Origin of the sequence: Arthrobacter sp. ERGS1:01 (assembly GCF_001281315.1) — a bacterium.
In the GTDB taxonomy this organism is placed as follows: Bacteria; Actinomycetota; Actinomycetes; order Actinomycetales; family Micrococcaceae; genus Specibacter.
This window is the reverse complement of sequence record NZ_CP012479.1, coordinates 3,456,980-3,476,486: the sequence shown is the minus strand read 5'-3', so window position 1 is coordinate 3,476,486 and position 19,507 is coordinate 3,456,980. Positions and strand designations below refer to the sequence as shown.

Here is a 19,507-nt window from a genome sequence, read left to right as displayed (position 1 = left end):
AGGACCCATGACGACATCCCCGCAGTGGCAGGACCTCGGCGGCGGCAGCCACCTGCTGCCCAGCAGTGCGGCCAGGGCGCTGGTCAACATCGGGCTGGTCGTGGGCACCGAGCGTGCGCTGGTCATAGACACCGGCTGCGGGCCCCGGCACGCCGCGGAAATCCTGGCGGCCGTGCGAACCGTGACCGCGTTGCCCCTGGTGGTGGCCAACACGCACGCCCACTGGGACCACTTCTTCGGTAACGCCGTCTTCAAGGACCACGGCGCTACCGAGATTTGGGCACACGCCGCCGCCCGGCGGGACATCGCCGCGACGGGGGAGTTGCAGCGTGCGGCGGTGGCCGGCGTCGAACCCGAGATGGCGGCGGGGGAGGGGTCGGGCACCGAACTGGTGATCCCCACGCACCTGGTGGACACGGAAGCAGTGGAACTGGACCTTGGCGGGCTGACCGCCACGCTGTTCACCCTGGGCCCCGCGCACACTGACGGCGACCTCCTGGTGGGCGTGCCCGGCGTATTGTTCGCCGGCGACATTCTGGAAGAGGGCGCCGAGCCCCAGTTCGAGGACGCCAACCCCGCCGGTTGGATCAGGGTGCTGCGGACCCTTGCCGTGATGGGCGCCGACTACCCCGTCATGGTGCCCGGGCACGGCCGCCCCGTCACGCCGGCATTTGCCGCACACATGGCGGACCGTATGGAGGCCGGCCAGGGTGACTGGGCCCGTCCCGGTGATTGAGCTTGTCGAAAACGGGGTGAGGGAGCACCGGGTCTAGAGTTGGGCCAGTGAGTAAAAACGACCGACCCGGTGACTTTAGCCTGTGGTCCATCGCCATCCCGGCGTTTGGGCCTTCCTTGTTGTTCGGCATCGGCGAAGGCGCCATCCTGCCCGTGATCCCGCTGAGCGCCCGAGACATGGGGTCTTCCCTGGCCGGTGCGGCCCTGGTGGTGGCGCTGATTGGCATCGGCTCGCTGGTGAGCAACATCCCGGCGTCGATCATCACGGCAAAGTTCGGCGAGCGGGTCGGCATGGTCGGCGCGGCCACCCTGAGCCTGGTGGCCTTGTTGCTGTGCGTCTTTGCCCACGATCTGTGGCTGTTTGGCCTGGGCGTGTTCCTCATCGGTGCCGCGTCCGCCGTGTTCAACCTGGCCCGGCAAAGCTACCTGACCGAAGCAGTTCCGCCCTTTTTGCGAGCCCGGGCCATGTCCACGCTGGGCGGGGTGGGGCGGATCGGGCTGTTTGCCGGCCCGTTCATCGGCGCCCTGTTGATCCATCTGGTGGGCCTGTCCGGCGCGTACTGGGTGGCCGCGATCGCCGTCGCCGGGGCGGGTGCCGTGGCCTGGAGCCTGCCGGACCTCGTCAGCAGCCAGGGGCCGGCGCCCAGCGGACCGGGCCCCACGATTCGTTCGCTCATGGTGGCGCACAGGCACGTGTTCCTGACCGTGGGCATCGGGGTGCTGCTGGTCAGCGCCGTCCGGTCCTCGCGCCAAGTGGTGGTGCCGCTGTGGGCCGACAACCTGGGCCTCAACCCCGCCGTGACGTCGCTCATCTACGGCCTCTCCGGCGCCATCGACATGCTGGTGTTCTACCCGGCCGGACGCGTCATGGACAAGAAGGGCCGCATCTGGGTGGCCGTGCCGTCCATGGCGCTCATGGGCATTTCGCTGCTGTTGATGCCGCTGACCACGGGTGCCGTGTCGCTGCTTTTGGTGGCGATGCTCATCGGTTTTGGCAACGGCATCGGCTCGGGCCTGATCATGACCCTCGGCGCGGACTATTCGCCCCGGCACGGGCGCGCCCAATTCCTGGGGATCTGGCGGTTCCTGGCCGACGCCGGCGGCTCCAGCGGCCCGGCCATCCTCGCCGGATTGACGGCCGCCGTGACGTTGTCGTTCGGGGTGGCCGTCACGGGGCTATTGGGCTTGGCGGCGGCGGCCGTGCTGGGGTATTCGGTGCCGCGGAACAAGCCGCAGCACCGCTAAACCGGGGGTTTTTCGGTACGCCCCAAAATAGTTCTTGACGCCCGGAGTGGTTCCGCGAACGATGGGACCATGAACACTCGAATCGTGGCACTCCGACAGGCTTTGCGGGAATCGCCGCGCAAGGTGTCCGCGCGCTGGGCCGGGCGGCCCAAACGCATACTACGTACCGGATGGGTCGTCGGGGAAAAGTCGTGGCCCGGGCCCTGGCTGCACCGCTGATGGCCGCCCGCTCCTGACGGAGCCGTGAGCGCCCATCGCTGCCGGGCTGTCGCGAGAGCGCCGGGCACTTGGCTGAGCCGGAATGCTAACGCCGTTTCCGGGCCTTGACCTGGCGGGTCATGAACAGTGTTCCGGCCGCCGTCACGCCGTATCCGGCCACAACGATCTGGCACACGCCGGCCAGGAAATAGCCCGTGGTGCTGGTTTGGTTGTGCCCCACCTCGGCCCGCAGGATCAAGAGCGTTGCCGCCGCGGCAAGTACCGCAACAACCGCCGCCGTGCCAACCCATCTGCGCCGTGATGCCCAGTGGTCGCCGGACCCCAGCCACACGTTCCACCCCGGACCGGTCCGCAGGATCAGCAGGCCCGCCGCGAGTGCCCAAAAAGAAACCACGAAGAACGCGGCCAGGACGTCGGCCGGCCTATGCCACTGGTTGATCAGGGTGGAGACGCCGGCCAGGATGGCGTAGCTGCCGCCCACAAAAGCGGCGGCCGGCCGCCAGCGGGGGGAGACCACCAGGAATACGGCGGCCGCGGCACTCGCCGCGAGCGTGCTGTGGCCCGACGGCAGCGAATTCAGCGCAAGGGTGGCGATGCCGACGTCGGGCCTGTCGGGCAGGCTGGCCTTGATCAGCTGGGTGGTCAGGTTGGCGGCAGCCATGGCCGCCAGGGCAATGCCCGCGGCCTTCCAGCGGCGCCGGGCAAGCGTGACAAAGAGCACCACGACCACGGCGATCACCACCGAGGTGACCGGCAGGAAGTCGAGCAGTTGCGAGGTCTGGGCGCCAATGATGCGCCGGGCCACGGCTGCCTGGACCAGGGCCGATTCATCGATGAACTGCCCGCGGGTGCTCTTGATAAAAAACGTATAGGTCGCCACCAGCCCGGCCACACAGGCCAGGGCCGCAACAATGAAGGGGGCAGCGGAAATGGGGGCGCGTCCGTGCGGGCGGGTTCCGCGGCGGGAACTGTGGGCGTGCGTACTCATCCAAACTAGGTTCCCACAGATTCATGGGAAGAAGCTGGCGGCGGCGCTACAGTGAATTCATGCCTGACACCGTGGACCTTGAGGAAATTCTTGCCCGCACCCACGTGGTGACCCTGCCCATGCGGGTGAAATTCCGCGGCGTGCTGGCCCGGGAGATCCTCCTGCTGGACGGCCCCGCCGGGTGGGCCGAGTTTTCCCCGTTCGTGGAGTACGACGACGTCGAAGCGGCCAGGTGGCTCGCCGCGGCCCTGGAAGCGGGCTGGCTGGGCTACCCCGAGGCGGTGCGGGACTGGATTCCCGTCAACGCCACGGTCCCGGCCGTCTCCGCCGCCGAGGTCCCGGCAGTGCTGGGCGCCTTTGACGCCGTCCAGACGGTCAAGATCAAGGTGGCCGAGGCCGGGCAGTCCCTGGCCGAGGACGCCGCCAGGGTGGGTGCCGTGCGCCATCTGCTGCCCGACGCTCTGATCCGGGTGGACGCCAACGGCGGCTGGGATGTGGAGACGGCCGTGCGGGCCCTGCGGATGCTGAGCGCCTTTGGCCTGGAATACGCCGAACAGCCCGTTGCCTCCGTTCCCGAGCTTGCCGCCGTGCGGCGCGAGCTTGCCGGCTCCGTATTGATCGCCGCCGACGAAAGCGTGCGCAAGGCCACCGACCCGCTGGCCGTCGCCCGGGCCGGCGCCGCGGACCTGCTGGTGGTCAAGGCCGCGCCGTTGGGAGGCGTGCGGCGGGCTCTGGAGATTGTCGCCGAAGCCGGCCTGCCCGCCGTCGTCAGTTCAGCCCTTGACTCCTCGGTGGGCATCCGCGCCGGGCTGGCGCTGGCCGCGGCCCTGCCCGAGCTGCCCTATGCGTGCGGGCTCGGGACGGTTTCGCTCATGGCCGGGGACGTGGCCGCCCGGCCGCTCGTGGCGGTGTCCGGCGGGATTGCAGTGCGGGACGTGGCCGCGGATCCGCAGCTGTTGGCCCGCTTTGCCGCGCCCGCGGAGCGGCGCGATTGGTGGCTGGCACGCCTGCGCCGCTGCCACGCGCTGCTGTAGCGAGCCTGCGGTTGTGAGGTTACCGAAACCCCGGGTTGCGGCGAATAACCAGCCAACCGAAGCCGACGGCGCCGGCCCAGATGGCGGCAAGGGACATCCATGGTGCCGGGGCGCCGATGACCATCGAAGAGACGCAAAACACCAGTAGTGCAACCATCACGACAGTGGCAAAAATTTCAAAACCCGTTCCGGTGTCCGGTCTCGAATGCCACCGGGAGAATTCCAGACGGTCCTGCCATTGGGGCAGGCGCGGAGCCACCACGTAAGATCCCGCAAAGACTCCAAGGATCATGAGGGTTGTGGGGATCTCCGTCCACCGTGTGCTGAGCGATCCAAGAGTGGCGTAAGCGGCCATGAGCAGGAACGCGCAGGCCAGGGGTGCGCCCTTCGTGGCTGAGCGCCACCTGAGCCGTTGCTTGTAAGACATGTTGCCGGACATCATGAATCACTTTCCCCCAATTGCCGTGACCTGCCGATGCCCCGACCCTGCCAGTCGCCGGAGCCGGCTGTCAAGGCGCCCGCGGGTGCGGCCGCCCCTATTTGGCCGCCGCGGGGCCCCTGAGGCCCATGGCCGCGAGCTGCTTGGCCAGCACCCTGGCCAGCACCTGGTGGCCGCTTTCATTCAGGTGCACGGCGTCGGCGAGGGACCCGGCCACCCCGTAGCGGGTCAGCCAGTCGCCGACGCTGACGAAGGGCAGTCCGTTGCGCTTCGCAAAACCGGCCAGCAGGGAATCCACGTGGGTGCGCCGGCCGCCGCCGTGCGTGGCGCCCTTGGCGAGGGTGCCGATGAACAGGAACCTCGACGTCGGATAGCTCGCCTTCAAGTCCTTGAGGAGGCGGGCGGCATTGGCCAGGATCGCATCATCGGCAACGCCCTGCGAGGCGTCGTTGCCACCGCCCTGGACCACGACCAGCGCGGGATTGCCGTACGGGAGCAGGGTCTTGCCGCTTTCCAGCCCGGTCGGATAGTTCGCCGCCTTGGACGTCCTGGCGACAAAACCGGTGCCGCCGTTCCCCTCAAAGCGCACCGTGTAACCCTGGGCCGCCAGCCCCCGCACCACCCAGGTGTCCGCCGACTTCACCCCGGCTGCCCCGCCGGATTGGGAGTCGCCAATGAGGACGGCGGAACGGGTGATGGCCGGGTCAATCACTTCCGTGCGGCCGGAAGCCGGGTTCAGGTACTTGGTGCCGGCCGGAAGTGGGGACGGTGGCAACGCGGCGCCCGCAGTGAAGGGCGTGGCCGGCGTCGTGGTTGGCGTGCCGGTGGCCGCCGGTGACATCACGGGGGCCGGCCCGCCGGCTGCGCCGAATCCGCAACCCGCCAGGGCCAGGGTGCAGGCGAGGACGGACGCCCAGCTGCGGATGGTGGTGCCGCGATGCATTCGTTGGTCCTTATCTTGGTGTGGTGCTCCCACCGACACTATAACCACGCAAAGTGACTTCCTTGCCCCCGGAGTCGGAAGCGCGGGCGCCCCGGGAAAACCGGCGTCCGTGCTGCTTGGCCGGGGCGGGTGATTAGATGGTTGCGTGACACTACTGAATTCCATGGACACCGCCCGCTACGTGGTGGATGCGCTGGAACGCGCCGGAGTCCGCCACATTGTGGTGGCGCCCGGTTCGCGCAGCGCCCCGCTCGTCTACGCCCTTGCGGAGGCCGAGGCCGACGGCCGGATCACCACGCACGTGCGGATCGACGAACGGGTTGCCGGCTTCACCGCGCTGGGACTCGCCCAGGGCTCGGGCAGCCCCGCCGCCGTGCTGACCACCTCGGGAACGGCCGTGGGCAACCTGATGCCCGCCGTCATGGAGGCCAACCATGCCGGCACGGCGCTGCTGGTGCTCTCCGCGGACCGCCCGGCGGAATTGCGCGGCACCGGGGCCAACCAAACCACCGCCCAGCTGGACCTGTTTGGCGAGCACGTGCGGTTCGCCACCGATGTGGCCGCCGGGACGGACCCCACGAGCGCCATTGCCACGGCCCTCAGCGCTGCGCGGGGACGCCTGGAAGGGATCCCGGCAGGCCCGGCACAAGTCAACCTGTCCTTCCGCGACCCCCTGACCCCGGCGCTCGACGGTTCCGAATGGGAACGCCTGATGCCGGTGGTCGATGTCCCGGTGGACGAGCCGGTTTCGGTGATTGAGCCTGTCGAAACCCCGTCCGGCCCGGTGGTTGGGCATGATCCGGTGATTGAGCCTGTCGAAACCACCAATGGCCGCCCGCCGCTGCCGTCGTCGAGCCACCGCACTGTGGTCCTCGCCGGGCACGACGCCGGCCCCGCGGCCGAGTGGTTTGCCCGCACCCTGGGGTTGCCGCTGCTGGCCGAGCCGTCGTCGAACGCCCGCTTTGGCCCCAATGCCGTGGGCCCGTACCGCCTGTTGCTGGAGAAGTTTGGCCCGGACAGTGCGCAGCCGATCGAACGGGTTGTCGTGTTTGGCCGGCCCACGCTTTCCCGCCCCGTGGCCAGGCTGCTGGCCCGCACCGATGTGGAGCGAGCCCTGTACCTGCCGCATCCCGTGGCCTGGTTTGAGGCGGGTCGCCGCCCCGAACTGGTGCTCACGCAATGGGACCAGGTGGTGGGTTTTGCCGGCCACGGTCCCGACGGCTGGCTCGCCGCCTGGCAGGAGGCCGCCGGCCTGGCCGAAGCAGCCCTGGACGCCGTGTTGGCGGAGGCCGCCGTGCCCGGGACCCTGAGCGGACCGGCCGTGGCCCGCCTGGTGTGGGAACGAATCCAGCGGGATGAACAGGACGGCACACCCGGCAACTTCATGCTCGGCTCCTCCAACCCGGTCCGCGACGTGGACCTGGCCGGCCGCCCCGCCGCCGGGTTGCCCGCCGCCGGGGAGTCCGGCTCGCTGGTGCGGACGTTCGCCAACCGCGGGTTGGCCGGCATTGACGGCACGCTTGCCACGGCCACCGGAATCGCACTGGGCACGGGCGCCCCGGCCCGCGTGCTGCTGGGCGACGTCACGTTCCTGCACGACGCCGGCGCCCTCCTGCTCGGCACGGGCGAGCCCGCGGCCGATGTCCAGGTCATTGTCCTAAACGATGCCGGCGGCGGGATCTTCTCCGTCCTGGAACACGGGGCCCTGGCGCAGGCACCCAACTATGCGGCCGCCGTCGAACGCTTCTTCGGCACCCCGCACGCCGTTGACGTTGCCGCCCTTGCCGCCGCCTACGGGTGGCGCCACACGGTGGCCCGCACGACGGCGGAGCTCACGGAGGCGCTCGAGGCACCTGTCGCGGGCCGGAGCATCGTCGAAGTCGCGGCAACCCGGGACGGCCTGCGCGATCTCCACGCCCGGATCCACAAGGCGCTCACCCTGTAGAAACAGAGGTGGCGGGGCCGGTGAATCACCAGCCCCGCCACCTAATTGCACTAGCTACAGCACGCGGCTGAGGAACTCCTTGGTCCGGTGGTGCTGCGGGTTGGCGATGATCTCGCGCGGGTTGCCGCTTTCCACCACCACGCCGCCGTCCATGAACGTGAGGGTGTCGCCCACCTCGCGGGCAAAGCCGATCTCGTGGGTCACCACGATCATGGTCATGCCGGACTTGGCAAGGTTCTTCATGACCTCCAGCACGTCACCGACGAGCTCAGGGTCCAGGGCGGAGGTGGGCTCGTCGAAGAGCATCAACTCCGGCTCCATGGCCAGGGCCCGGGCGATCGCGACACGTTGCTGCTGTCCGCCGGAGAGCTGGGCCGGGTAGAAGTTGGCCCGGTCGGACAGGCCCACCATCTCCAGCAATTCCAGGGCCTTGACCCGGGCCGCCGTCTTGGACTGGCGCTTGACCTGCGTGGGCGCCTCGATCACGTTTTGCAGCGCGGTCTTGTGCGGGAACAGGTTGAAGCGCTGGAACACCATGCCGATTTCCCGGCGCTGGGCGGCGATCTGCTTGGTGTTCAGGTCGTGCAGCTTGCCGTTGACCTCGCGGTACCCGATGAGGTCGTCATGGACGTAGATCCGCCCAGCGCTGATGGTCTCCAACAGGTTGATGCAACGCAGCAGCGTGGACTTGCCGGAACCGGACGGACCAATGATCACCGAGACCTCGCCCTGCTGGACGGTCATGTCAATGCCCTTGAGTACGTGGTGGTCGCCGAACAGCTTGTGCACGCCCTGGATTTCCACGAGCGGCTTGGTGCGGGTCGTTTCGGTTTTGCTAAGTGCAGCGGTGTCCGTCATGACTGGCCGCCTTCCGTGGTTCCGTCGGCGGGGTCCACCGGATTCGCGTGGGCTGCGGCGACGGCGGCCGTGGCCTTCACTGGCGCCTTCATGACGTTGTCCACGCCCTTTCCAAAGTGCCGTTCAATGTAGTACTGGCCCACCATCAGCACCGAGGTGATAACCAGGTACCAGAACGCGGCCACCATGAGCAGCGGGATGGGCAGGAACGTGCGGCTTGCCAGGGCGTTCGTGACGAACGTCAGGTCCAGCGTGAACGGCACTGCCAGCACCAGCGAGGTGGTCTTGAGCATGCCGATCGTCTCGTTGCCCGTGGGCGGGATGATGACGCGCATGGCCTGCGGCAGGATGATCCGCCACATGACCTTGGAACGGCGCATGCCCAGGGCCTCGGCGGCTTCCATCTGCCCGTTGTCCACCGACTTGAGCCCGGCCCGGAAGATCTCCGCAAGGTACGCGGATTCGTTCAGGCCCAGCCCCACAATGGCGGCAACGGTCGCGTTGATGACCGTGGCCGTATCCCAGGAAAACAGTTCGGGCCCGAACGGCACGCCGACGATGATCTTCGGATACAGGGCGCCCACGGAGCCCCAGAACAACAGCTGGGTGTAGACGGGGGTGCCACGGAAGAACCAGACCCAAACCCAGGAAACGTAGCGGAACAACGGGTTGTCCGACTGCCGCATGAACGCCAGCAGGATGGCCAGCACAATGGCGATAACCATGGAACTGACCGTCAGGATCAGCGTCCAGCCCACGCCCTGGATGACCAGGACATCAAAGAGGTAGGTCCGGAAGGTGCCCCAGTAGAACTTGGGGTTGGTGGTCATCGACTGGATGACCAGGATCAGGACCAGGAGAATGATCGCGGCGCCCACCCACCGCCACGGGTGCCGGACGGGAACTGAACGGATCAGGTCGACGTCGGCGCCCGCGGCGTGGGGGGAGCGGTGTGTGATGAGGCGGCTCAAGGTTTAGCCCGCCGTCGGGTTCAGGACTGCCTTGGGAAGGGCGCCCTCGTCGTTGTTCCACTTGGTCAGGATCTTCTTGTAGGTGCCATCGTCGATGAGCTTGTTCATGACCTTTTCAATGACACCGGCAAACACGGTGTCCGACTTGGCGATCGCAATGCCCTGTTGTGCGGAGTCATAGACCTCGCCGAGGGTTTCCAGCTGGCCGTTGGTCTTGGCGAGGGCGTTCTTGATGATGGGGGAGTCGGCGCTCATGGCGTCAATCGTGCCGCCCACCAGACGGGTGGTGACGTCGGTCTGGTCCTTGAGCGAGACGATCGTGATGGCGGGCTTGCCGGCGGCCACGCACTTGGCGGAGCGGTCCTTGACATCGGGATCCTCCTCGACCGTGCCGGTCTGGACGCCCACCTTCTTGCCGCACAAATCAGCCAGGCTGATGCCCTTGGGGTTGCCCTTCTGGACGGCCCACCAGACGCCGGCGTTGAAGTAGCTGACAAAGTTCACGGCCTTGGAACGCTCGGGGTTGATCGTGAAGGAGGAGATGCCCAGGTCGTAGATGGTGCCCAGCTTGGGCAGGATCGAGGAGAAGTCCGCCGTGTGGACGTCGGCCTTCTTGCCCAGGGTGGCCGCGATCGCCTTGGCGATATCGACGTCGTAGCCGATGGGGGTTTGGCCGTCCTTGTCCAGGAACTCGGCGGGCTCGTACGAGGTATCGGAACCGACATCGATGGTTGCCTTGCTCTTCAACGCCGCAGGCAGCATCGCGATGAGGGCGTCATCCTTGGCGACGGTGGTGGGATCGAAGGAGGCATCGGCTCCCGTATTGACTGGCGCACCGCTGGGGGTGTCCTGCGACGCAGTGGTGCATCCGGTCAGGGCCAAGGCGGCGACAGCGGCGACGGTGACAAGGCGAACGGTCAACCTGGATGAGATTTGCATGTAGTTACCCTTTATTTCTGAACTGGAGCACAGTAAGTGAAATCTAGTGTAGCGGCCTGTGATTTGCATCACGGTAAACGAGATTTTACTATTGAACAACTTTATCCGAGACTTGGCAACCCCGAAATTAACCCTTCTGTCTCTAATACCGGACTGCAGGATAAATTTCCGGCGCGCAAATGCGCGGCCATCCGCAGATGACGGGGGAGTGGATCAGGCGTGCAGTCCCAGGGCCTGGAGCATGGGGCGGAACTTGGCCCAGGTTTCGGCCAGTTCCGCGGTGGGGTCGGAGGCCTCCACAATGCCGGCGCCGGCATACAGGCGGACCGTGGTGGGGGTTTCCAGGACGGCGCCGCGCAGGGCAATGCCCCACTCGCCGTTGCCCGCACCGTCGAGCCAGCCAACGGGCCCGGCGTAGGGGCCGCGGTCCATTTTCTCCAACTCGAGGATCAGTTTTCCCGCGTCTTCCCGCGGAGTTCCGCACACGGCGGCCGTGGGATGCAGGGCCTCCACGAGGGCCAGGGAGGTGGGCAGGTGGCCGTCGGTGTCGGCCAGTTCGGCGCTGACGTCGGAGGCCAGGTGCCACACATTGGGCAGTTCAAGGATGAACGGCTCGGCAGGGAAGGATAGATCGGTGGCGAACGGGGCCAGCTGGCGGGTCAGGGAACGGACGGCAAAATCGTGTTCCTGGCGCTGCTTGGTGGAACCGCCCAGGACGTCGGCGGCGAAGCCGACCGAGCCCTCCGGCTCATCCTCGCGGTCGAGGGTTCCGGCGAGCACACGGGCCTGTGCGGTGGTCCCGTCCACCTTGATCAACATCTCGGGTGTCGCGCCCACCAGACCGCGCACTCCGTAGGTCCAGCATTCGCCATAGAGCCGGACCAATTGTTGCAAGATTGAAACCCGCTGCACGGGTTCGGCGAACGTGGCCACCACGTCGCGGGCCAAAACCACCTTCTCGAGGCCGCCGCGGGCAATGGCGCGGACGCCCTCGGCCACCGAATCCTTCCACTGCTCCTCGGTGAGCGCCCCGGACCGAAGGGTGCCGGCGGAGTCGGGCGCCGCCGTCGAACCATCCGAAGCGCCAAACGTGCCCAACGCGTCGGCAGGCGCGGCCCCCGTGAGGAAGGAGCGCAGCAGGGCATGGGCGGAAGCGGCCGTGGGGGCGCTGCCGTCGGCCGTGATCTGGGTCAGCCAGGCGGTGCCGTCGCGGAAACCCACCGCCAGGGCGGGGACGATCAATACGGACGGGTGCTGGCTGGTCTTGGAGAACGCGAACGAGCCAAAGGCCAGGGCGCCGGTGCCGGGGACCCTGATGGGGTCGTTGACGCGGGCGGCGTCCACCACGGCCTTCCACCACTGTTCGGCGTCGGCAAAGCGGTCGGGGCCGGTGCCGGAGAACGTGGCGACCTCGCCAAAGCCCAGCAGCCCCTCGCCGCGCCGCAGCCAGCACAAGGGATCGGTTTCCGGGCCACAGGAGGCCAGTAGGTCCGCCGGGGTGGCTGCGGACGCACCGCCCAGCGACGCGGCATCCAGGGCCGTGGTGAGGGTGCGCAGCGTGGGGGTGCCCAGGAAAGCAGTCATGATGAGTCAAGATTACTCGCCCGCGGGCGGGCGGAATCGCGGCGCGGCGGTGGGATGGCCCACAAGCGTGTCCCCCGATGCGCCAATGGGACCAAAGTTTGAGAGACTATGGGGGTGAACCGTGCATCCTTGGAGAAGCGTCCGGAAGAAGTGGCCGCCATGTTTGACGACGTGGCCCCCAAATACGACATCGTCAACGACATCCTGTCCATGGGGCAGACGCGGCGGTGGCGGCGCATTGTGGTTGATGCGGTCGGTGCCGTCCCGGGTCAGCGGGTCCTGGACCTGGCCGCCGGTACCGGCACCTCCAGTGAGCCGTACGCGGACGCCGGGATCGCCGTCGTCGCCTGCGACTTCTCCGTTGGCATGCTCAAGGTGGGCAAGCGCCGCCGCCCGGACATCGACTTCATCGCCGGGGACGCGACCAACCTGCCGTTTGCCGACAACTCCTTTGACGCCACCACCATTTCCTTCGGACTGCGCAACGTGATCGACCCGAAGAAGGCGCTGCGCGAAATGCTGCGCGTCACCAAGCCCGGCGGGAAGCTGGTGGTGGCCGAGTTCTCACACCCCACCTTTGCCCCGTGGCGCACCGTCTATACCGAATACCTCATGCGCGCCCTGCCGGCCGTGGCCCGGAAAACCGCCTCGAACCCGGACGCCTATGTGTACCTGGCCGAGTCCATCCGCGCCTGGCCCGACCAGGACAACCTCTCCGCCTGGCTGACCGAGGCCGGCTGGAACGGTGTTGCGTACAGGAACCTCAGCGGCGGCATCGTGGCTGTGCACCGCGCGGTAAAGCCCGCCACCAACTAAAGGAACCCCGCACACCGTGAAGGTACTTGTTGTAGGCGCCGGACCCGCAGGATCCACGGCGGCCTGGCACCTGGCATCCGCCGGGATCGAGGTCACCGTGCTGGAGAAGACCCGATTCCCGCGCGAAAAGGTCTGCGGCGACGGCCTGACCCCCCGCGCTGTTCGCGAAATGCAGCTCATGGGCCTGCCGCACGACCCCTCCGAGGGCTGGCGCCGCAACAAGGGGCTGCGCCTGATCGCGGGCGGTCGCACCGTGGAAGTTCCGTGGCCGGAGCTGAGCAACTTCCCCGACTACGGGCTGATCCGCACCCGCCTCGGTTTCGACGAGGCCCTGGCCCGGCATGCGCAGGCGGCCGGCGCCCTCATCCTTGAAGGCCATTCGGTCACCTCCGCCCTGACGGACGACGCCGGCACCGTGGTGGGTGCCACAGCGGCGGTTTTGGACGAGGCCGGGCGCAAGACGGGCCAAACGCGGGACTTCTATGCCGACGTCGTGCTGGCTGCGGACGGCAACTCCACCCGCACGGCCGTCTCGCTGGGTCACGAGAAACGCGACGACCGCCCCATGGGCGTGGCCTACCGGACCTACTTCACCTCCCCGCGCCACGAGGACGACTGGATGGAAGGCTGGCTGGAGCTGCCCGACAAATCCGGCAATCCGCTGCCCGGTTACGGCTGGGTGTTTGGCGTGGGCGACGGCACCTCCAACGTGGGCCTGGGCATCCTGAACTCGTCCCGCGAATTCGGCAAGCTCGATTACCGTGCCGTGCTGCGTGACTGGACCGCCGGCATGCCCGCCGAGTGGGGCTTCACGGAGGAAAACCAGGTGGGCCCCATCCGCGGCGCCGCGCTGCCCATGGGCTTCAACCGGACGCCGCACTACTCGCCGGGCCTGCTGCTGCTGGGCGACGCCGGGGGACTCGTGAGCCCCTTCAACGGCGAGGGCATCTCCTACGCCATGGAATCGGCCCGATTCGCCGCCGACTTCATTGAGCGCGCCTCCCACGCCAACTCCCGGCTGGCCGCCAACCACGCCCTGCAGGGGTACGCCGGTTTTGTCCGTGAACAGTGGGGCAGCCACTTCACCCTGGGCCGCGTGTTTGCGTCGCTGATCGGCAAGCCGCGGATCATGAAGCTGGCCCTGCGCACGGGCATGCCCGTGCCCGTGCTGATGCGTTTTGTGGTGCGCATGATGGCCAACCTCACCGACGCCGATGAACGCGGTTTTGAGGATAGAGTGATTCATCTACTGGAGAAGCTGGTGCCTGCCACCAGCAACCAGGGCAAAATCCGCACGTCCAAGCAACAATCCCTACCAATAGTTAGTGTTAAGCAGTGACTAATTCCGCGAACCACAGCTGGACCCACGCCGGACACGGGTTGCCCGAATCCGCCGAACCTTCCCCCAGCACCATGGCCATTGCCACCGGACTGCAATTGCCTTCCGGCTTCACCGCCGTCGCCGAAGACCCGGAACTGGGCCCGTCCATTGCCATGAGCATGGCCAAGGTGGAGAAGGTCCTGCGGGAAGCCATCGCCAACTCCGATCCCCTGGCCGATGCCACCAGCCGCCACCTGGTCGAGGCCGGCGGCAAGCGCATCCGGCCCCTGCTGGTGCTGCTGGCCGCCCACCTCGGCGACGCAAGCCGCAAGGAAGTGGTGCAGGCCGCCGTCGTGGTTGAACTGACCCACCTGGCCACCCTCTATCACGACGACGTGATGGACTCGGCCCCGTACCGCCGCGGCGCACCCACCGCGCACGAGGTGTGGGGCAACACCGTGGCCATCCTCACCGGCGACCTGATCTTTGCCCGCGCCTCCATCCTGGTGTCCGAGCTCGGCGCCCGCGCCCTCGGCATCCAGGCCCGCACCTTTGAGCGGCTGTGCCTGGGCCAGCTGCACGAAACCGTGGGCCCGCGCGAAGGCCAGGACCCCGTGGACCACTACCTGTCCGTCATTGCGGACAAGACCGGCTCCCTCGTGGCCGCCTCCGGACAGCTCGGCGCCATCTTTGCCGGCGTGCCCGAGGAACTCCAGGACGTCATGCTCGAATACGGCGAAAAGGTGGGCATCGCCTTCCAGCTGGCCGACGACGTCATCGACGTCACCGGCATGAAGCAGGTTTCCGGGAAGTCGCCGGGCACCGACCTGCGCGAAGGCGTCCCCACCCTGCCCGTGCTGTTGCTGCGCAAGGCCGCCGCAGCCGGCGACGCCTCAGCCGTTTCGGTGCTGGCGCTCGTGGACGGCGACCTGAGCAGCGACGAGGCGCTGGCCGAGGCCGTCGCCGCACTGCGCGAACACCCCGTCACCGCCGAATCCTGGATCGTGGCCCGCGAATGGTCCGCCGAGGCAATCGCCGCCCTGGCCCCGCTGCCCGACGGCATGGTCAAGACGGCCCTTGCCAGCTTTGCCGAGGCGGTCGTCTCCCGCGACGTGTAGTCCCCACCCGCTCCCCAGCCTCGTTCCTCGGCTGGGGCCCCTCGCGGGCGTGGCCCCACCCGCCCGCTCCCATCGCTCGCAAGCTCGCGACGGGCCCCTCGCGCTTGTGGCCCCACCCGCTTCCCAGTCGGTCCGGGGGTTGTTGTGGTGATTAGCCAGTGGCCGGCCACTGGCAAATCACCACAACAACCCCCGGACCGTCGTTTTATGTCCGCAGCGGCATCCAATGACCGTTCCGGCCCCCGCCCGGCTTTTGGCGTGCCCGGCAGATTCACTTGCCGCCCGCCCCTGCCCTTGTCCCGGGGACCACACCCCACCCCGGCCCGCCGCCGCCCCATGAGGCCCTGCGAAGAGTGGCCCCCAACTATGGGATGGTCAACATTCGGTAACCATTCGGCTAATTCCCAGCTTGAAATATCGGGTAATTACACTTGTGTTATGGATAACACGAATGTAGTGTGAGTCACGCTTCCCCACATTAATGACGTTGTAACTAGGTAGGGTCATGACTCGTATTCATTCCACCAAAGCCACCATCGCCGCAGTCGCGACGGTGGCCGCATTGTTGGCCACGCCAATCCTCGGAATCTCACCGGCCAGCGCCGATGCCGGCCCGCCTCCGGGCAGCGCGATTCCCGAGAACCTTTACTCCATTGCCGGGTTCGACAATGAATCGCCCGCATACCCCGCGCCGCCGTCGCTCGACGGCACCGCGAAGGGCGCCATCGACTCCGACGTCAGCACGGAGTGGACCTCACTCAACACGCCGGCCCCACATTGGCTTTCGGTTGACCTTGGCGCCAGCTACACCGTGACTGGCATCCAGTACTCGGTCAAGAAGCAGGGCAACGGCCCCATCAAGGATTACAAGGTCTTCGCAACCAACGATCCCGCGGTGGCCGGCTCGCCCACCGGCGACTGGGGTGCCGCAGTGGCAACGGGCACCTTCACCCAGCCCGCGAGCAACGCCGCACAGCAGCCGGTCACGTTCTCGGCACCCGTCAAGGCCCGCTACATCAAGCTCGAGGGCGACTCCACGATCAACGGCGCCAACTTTGTCGCGATCTCGGAGATCCAGGCCTTTACCTCCGACGACGTTCCGCCCGCAGGTGCCGCAATCCCGGCCGCCGGATACACGGTTGCCGGCGCCGATTCACAGGCAACCGGCGGAGCCGCAAAGAACGCCTTCGACGGCGACACCGGCACCGCGTGGACCTCCAACAACTCCGCACTGCCGCACTGGCTCGCTGTGGACCTGGGTGCCAGCTACCCCGTGACGGGCGTGCAGTACTCCGCGAAGAAGCAGACGGACGGTCCCATCAAGGACTACAAGGTCTTCGCCACCAACAACGCGGCCATTGCGCAATCGGCCACCGGCGATTGGGGAACCGCCGTCACCACCGGAACCTTCATGCAGCCTGCCAGCGATGCCGCGGTACAGTCGGTGTCATTCGCCAAGCCGGTAACGGCCCGCTACATCAAGCTCGAAGCCGACACCACCATCAGCGGCGCCAACACGGCCTCCGTATCGGAGTTCCGCGCCTACGCCAACGGCCCCGCGATCACGCCGCCGCCGTACAGCGTGAACGTGAAGTCGAAGGGCCCGTGGGACAACCCCGACGACACCTCCGCCAGCCCGTTCATCGACAAGGACGGCAAGTTCTACTACGAGTCCGCCCACTCGCTCTATGGAGCAAGCGACTCAAGGACGTGGACGTTCTTCACGGGCAACACCATGGACGACGCCACGGCATCCGACACCATCAACAACGCCGTGAACCCGAACGACCCCACGGACAAGAACAACGACACCACGGCCCGTTGCAACAACAGCCCCACCGGCAAGACCGCCACGAAGGCCCCGGCGGGATCCGGCTACGCGCAGCCCAACTACTGCGACCTGACCCAGATGTGGGTCGACCCGGACACCGGGAATTGGTACGGCCTGGTCCACAACGAGTTCACGCCCCAACCGTTCGGTGACGGCCTACACTACGACGCGATCGACTACGCCGTCTCCACCGACCAGGGCAAGACCTGGACCATCAAGTCGCAGGTCGTGACGACGCCGTACAGCACCGTCCGCGGGGACACCGCCACGTTCCCGCAGAGCACCTTTGACTATGGCGACGGCGATCCCCGCCTCTTCGCCGACACCGCCAGCGGCTACTTCTACATGTACTACGGCTCGAGGATCGTCAACAAGGGCGGTAGCTGGGCGGCCTTCTACGAGCATGTTGCCCGCGCCCCGATCTCCGGGAAGATGGCCCCCGGCACCTGGAGCAAGTGGTACAACGGCACCTGGTCGCAGCCCGGACTCGGCGGCAAGGAAAGCAACGTGGTTCCCGTTGACGCCTCCAACGCCAACGGATACACCCCGGTGGAGAAGGAATACAACCCGAACAACCCGGGCTCCGTTGCCTCGCAGGTTGCGGCCGGCACCATGCCTGCCACGTCGCCGTTGTTCGTCATGGACATCACCTACAACGCCTACCTTGGCCTCTACATTGGTGAGCCGCAGGTGCCGGACCAGAGCGGAAACGCCCCGCAGCAGTACTACGCCACGAAGGACCTAGCAACGCAGAAGTGGACCCTGCTCGGTGACACCGGCTCGTACACGACGGCGTCCTGGTACCGCTGGTTCCTCGATCCGGCCAACGCCACGAACTCAAACATCGTCGGCAAGGACTTCCGGTCCTACTGCTCCTTCGGTTGCTCCAACGGCAGCTCCAGTGAGTACGTGAACGTCTCCATCGAGCCGAACAATACCGTTCCGGCCTCCGTTATCGATACGTCCAAGAACTACTCCATCGCGAGCGGCGCGAACCGTACTTTGGCGCAGGCCAACGGATCCACCGCCACGACGCTCACCGATGGCGCCACGTACTCGGATGCGGCCGCCTGGACGTTCGCTTCCAACGGTGACGGCTCCTACACGATCGCCAACGTTGGCACCGGTGACTTGCTGGGGGTTGGAAACACCACGGCAGGCCGTGCCTGGGCCGCCCCGCTGCAGGTCACCCCGGCAGCAACGCCCAGCCAGGCGGCGCAGCAGTGGTTCGTGATTCCGGGAGCCACCGAAGCGGGTGTCGCAACCGGGGACTTCAAGTTGGTCAACCGCTACAGCGGACAGGTCATTGCGCTGACCGCAGGCGCCGACCACGGCCAGACGGCACCCGTCCGCAGCTGGGACGCCACCACGGCCACCCCTGCCGCGAAGGTCCTGGCTGCGGCCGCCACCGTTGCTTCCGGCGACGGCGGCAGCGCGAAGGCGCAGACCTTGGCCTTGAAGGAGGCCGTGGCGGTGGAGCCCACCGAAACCGCGACGGCGACCCCGACGGACACGGCAAGCCCCACGGCCAGCGCGACGGCAACCGACAGCCCGACGGCGACCGAGACTCCCACGGCAACGGACAGCCCCACGGCCACCGCGACGGCAACCGACAGCCCGACGGCGACCGAGACTCCCACGGCAACGGACAGCCCCACGGCCACCGGCACCGGGACGGCTTCCCCGACCGCATCCGCCTCGGCTATGCCGACCGGCACGGCCACCTCGCCGGCAACGTCGAAGCCCGCCGTGTCGTCGTCCACGCAGTCGAGTTCCAGCGCGGCCGCCGTCGTACCGACAGCGGCCGACAACACCCCCGGCAACGATCTTGCCTACACGGGTGCGCCGGTGATGCTGCCGATCGGCGGAGCCGCCCTGGCGCTGATCGCCCTCGGTGGTGTGATGCTGCGGCGTCGAAAGGCCGCGGCAAGCCACTCCTAGGCTGAGGGAGAACTAAAAACGCCGGGTTCCTTGGTGTGGACGTCACTAAGACGTTCACACCAAGGAACCCGGCGTTTTTGGCCCAAGCTCGGATCTCGACAGGCTTGGATCTCGACAAGCTCGATCACCGTGGTGGAGAAGAGGTTAGTCCTCGTCGTCGCTGAAAACCCAGTCCAGCATGTCGAATACGAACTCGCTGAAGGTGCCTTCCTCGTTGACCCAGGCGCCGGTGGCATTGTTGCGGCGCCACACGATCGGGTCCGGAACGTCGGCCTGGTCCGCGCGAACGCCCCAGGTGTAGGCCTCGTCCTCGTCCTCAAGGAAGAGCAGGTAGCCGTCCTGGACTTCGAGCTCCTCGGGATCCCAGAAGTAGTAGTACGCCTCCATGAGGTCCTCGCAATTGCCCAGGGCGTGCAGGAACTCGCGCAGGGCCTGCGGAACCGTGAGGTTCAGCTCGGTGAAGACGGCGTCGAGGTCCGCCATGGCGATCCCGTCGGCTTCCTGCCACGGCTCTTCCAGGTAGAGCGGCACCAGGCCACGGAACTTTTCCACGAAAATCTCGGACATCAACTTCTCCAAA

The 19,507-nt window shown here is 67.3% G+C and carries 16 protein-coding genes; 8 read left to right on the top strand and 8 right to left on the bottom strand.

All coding sequences use genetic code 11. The annotated features are described in order from the left end of the window. Nucleotides 1-7: 7 nt before the first annotated feature. Both AL755_RS19650 and AL755_RS19645 read left to right on the top strand, forming a co-directional pair. The gene (locus tag AL755_RS19650; RefSeq protein WP_054012449.1) at nt 8-736 is read left to right on the top strand and encodes an MBL fold metallo-hydrolase; all 729 of its coding nucleotides are present in this window, start codon (nt 8-10) and stop codon (nt 734-736) included. A gap of 47 nt (nt 737-783) precedes the next feature. Next, nucleotides 784-1,980, top strand: coding sequence for an MFS transporter (locus tag AL755_RS19645; protein ID WP_054012448.1), 1,197 nt, complete (start codon nt 784-786; stop codon nt 1,978-1,980). Between the two features lie 304 nt (nt 1,981-2,284). Here the strand turns inward: AL755_RS19645 and AL755_RS19640 are convergent, their stop codons facing one another. Then, nucleotides 2,285-3,187 (bottom strand): phosphatase PAP2 family protein, encoded by a 903-nt coding sequence (locus AL755_RS19640; RefSeq protein ID WP_054012447.1) that lies wholly within the window; start codon nt 3,185-3,187, stop codon nt 2,285-2,287. Nucleotides 3,188-3,246: 59 nt separating this feature from the next. Here AL755_RS19640 and AL755_RS19635 point away from each other — a divergent pair, with 59 nt between their 5' ends. Further along, nucleotides 3,247-4,221: an o-succinylbenzoate synthase gene (locus AL755_RS19635; RefSeq protein ID WP_054012446.1), complete on the top strand. Its 975-nt coding sequence runs from the start codon at nt 3,247-3,249 to the stop codon at nt 4,219-4,221. A 19-nt stretch (nt 4,222-4,240) separates the two neighbouring features. Here the strand turns inward: AL755_RS19635 and AL755_RS19630 are convergent, their stop codons facing one another. Together AL755_RS19630 and AL755_RS19625 are read right to left on the bottom strand one after the other, a co-directional pair. Next, on the bottom strand, nt 4,241-4,648 hold the full coding sequence (locus tag AL755_RS19630) for a hypothetical protein (RefSeq protein ID WP_150117188.1): 408 nt from the start codon (nt 4,646-4,648) through the stop codon (nt 4,241-4,243). A gap of 109 nt (nt 4,649-4,757) precedes the next feature. Continuing rightward, a complete protein-coding gene (locus tag AL755_RS19625) occupies nt 4,758-5,603 on the bottom strand; it encodes an SGNH/GDSL hydrolase family protein (protein WP_054012444.1) in 846 nt (281 codons plus the stop codon). A 163-nt stretch (nt 5,604-5,766) separates the two neighbouring features. Between AL755_RS19625 and menD the strand changes: the two genes are divergently transcribed. Further along, the gene (gene menD / locus AL755_RS19620; RefSeq protein ID WP_054012443.1) at nt 5,767-7,548 is read left to right on the top strand and encodes a 2-succinyl-5-enolpyruvyl-6-hydroxy-3-cyclohexene-1-carboxylic-acid synthase; all 1,782 of its coding nucleotides are present in this window, start codon (nt 5,767-5,769) and stop codon (nt 7,546-7,548) included. A gap of 54 nt (nt 7,549-7,602) precedes the next feature. Here menD and AL755_RS19615 read toward each other — a convergent pair whose 3' ends face one another. The 4 genes from AL755_RS19615 to AL755_RS19600 all read right to left on the bottom strand — a co-directional run bounded on the left by AL755_RS19615 (nt 7,603) and on the right by AL755_RS19600 (nt 11,900). Then, a complete protein-coding gene (locus AL755_RS19615; RefSeq protein WP_054012442.1) occupies nt 7,603-8,406 on the bottom strand; it encodes an amino acid ABC transporter ATP-binding protein in 804 nt (267 codons plus the stop codon). Then, entirely contained in the window at nt 8,403-9,377 is a 975-nt protein-coding gene (locus tag AL755_RS19610) for an amino acid ABC transporter permease (protein ID WP_237762558.1), read from the bottom strand. Before AL755_RS19610 ends, AL755_RS19615 begins: the two co-directional genes overlap by 4 nt. A gap of 3 nt (nt 9,378-9,380) precedes the next feature. Next, a complete protein-coding gene (locus AL755_RS19605; protein ID WP_054012441.1) occupies nt 9,381-10,316 on the bottom strand; it encodes an ABC transporter substrate-binding protein in 936 nt (311 codons plus the stop codon). A 213-nt stretch (nt 10,317-10,529) separates the two neighbouring features. Next, nucleotides 10,530-11,900 carry an isochorismate synthase gene (locus AL755_RS19600; RefSeq protein WP_054012440.1) on the bottom strand — a complete coding sequence of 457 codons (1,371 nt, stop codon included), beginning with the start codon at nt 11,898-11,900 and terminating at the stop codon, nt 10,530-10,532. Nucleotides 11,901-12,014: 114 nt separating this feature from the next. On the opposite strand from AL755_RS19600, the gene AL755_RS19595 reads away from it, so the two are divergent. From AL755_RS19595 to AL755_RS19580, 4 genes are all read left to right on the top strand, one after another. Next, entirely contained in the window at nt 12,015-12,716 is a 702-nt protein-coding gene (locus AL755_RS19595) for a demethylmenaquinone methyltransferase (protein ID WP_192841641.1), read from the top strand. Between the two features lie 16 nt (nt 12,717-12,732). Further along, complete coding sequence (locus AL755_RS19590; protein WP_054012439.1) at nt 12,733-14,055, top strand: geranylgeranyl reductase family protein; 1,323 nt, start codon at nt 12,733-12,735, stop codon at nt 14,053-14,055. Beyond that, nucleotides 14,052-15,155, top strand: a complete 1,104-nt coding sequence (locus tag AL755_RS19585; protein WP_054012438.1) for a polyprenyl synthetase family protein — start codon at nt 14,052-14,054, stop codon at nt 15,153-15,155. Before AL755_RS19590 ends, AL755_RS19585 begins: the two co-directional genes overlap by 4 nt. Before the next feature lie 505 nt (nt 15,156-15,660). Continuing rightward, nucleotides 15,661-18,927 carry a discoidin domain-containing protein gene (locus AL755_RS19580; protein WP_054012437.1) on the top strand — a complete coding sequence of 1,089 codons (3,267 nt, stop codon included), beginning with the start codon at nt 15,661-15,663 and terminating at the stop codon, nt 18,925-18,927. A 144-nt stretch (nt 18,928-19,071) separates the two neighbouring features. Here the strand turns inward: AL755_RS19580 and AL755_RS19575 are convergent, their stop codons facing one another. Then, on the bottom strand, nt 19,072-19,494 hold the full coding sequence (locus tag AL755_RS19575) for a hypothetical protein (RefSeq protein ID WP_054012436.1): 423 nt from the start codon (nt 19,492-19,494) through the stop codon (nt 19,072-19,074). Nucleotides 19,495-19,507 lie beyond the last annotated feature (13 nt).

What these genes read in the sequence shown, in the direction of transcription:
- AL755_RS19625 (WP_054012444.1), bottom strand. Translation starts at nt 5,603, where the DNA reads ATGCATCGCGGCACCACCATCCGCAGCTGGGCGTCCGTCCTCGCCTGC.
- AL755_RS19605 (WP_054012441.1), bottom strand. Translation starts at nt 10,316, where the DNA reads ATGCAAATCTCATCCAGGTTGACCGTTCGCCTTGTCACCGTCGCCGCT.
- AL755_RS19640 (WP_054012447.1), bottom strand. Translation starts at nt 3,187, where the DNA reads ATGAGTACGCACGCCCACAGTTCCCGCCGCGGAACCCGCCCGCACGGA.
- AL755_RS19580 (WP_054012437.1), top strand. Translation starts at nt 15,661, where the DNA reads ATGACTCGTATTCATTCCACCAAAGCCACCATCGCCGCAGTCGCGACG.
- menD (WP_054012443.1), top strand. Translation starts at nt 5,767, where the DNA reads ATGGACACCGCCCGCTACGTGGTGGATGCGCTGGAACGCGCCGGAGTC.
- AL755_RS19575 (WP_054012436.1), bottom strand. Translation starts at nt 19,494, where the DNA reads ATGTCCGAGATTTTCGTGGAAAAGTTCCGTGGCCTGGTGCCGCTCTAC.
- AL755_RS19635 (WP_054012446.1), top strand. Translation starts at nt 3,247, where the DNA reads ATGCCTGACACCGTGGACCTTGAGGAAATTCTTGCCCGCACCCACGTG.
- AL755_RS19630 (WP_150117188.1), bottom strand. Translation starts at nt 4,648, where the DNA reads ATGTCTTACAAGCAACGGCTCAGGTGGCGCTCAGCCACGAAGGGCGCA.
- AL755_RS19615 (WP_054012442.1), bottom strand. Translation starts at nt 8,406, where the DNA reads ATGACGGACACCGCTGCACTTAGCAAAACCGAAACGACCCGCACCAAG.
- AL755_RS19650 (WP_054012449.1), top strand. Translation starts at nt 8, where the DNA reads ATGACGACATCCCCGCAGTGGCAGGACCTCGGCGGCGGCAGCCACCTG.
- AL755_RS19600 (WP_054012440.1), bottom strand. Translation starts at nt 11,900, where the DNA reads ATGACTGCTTTCCTGGGCACCCCCACGCTGCGCACCCTCACCACGGCC.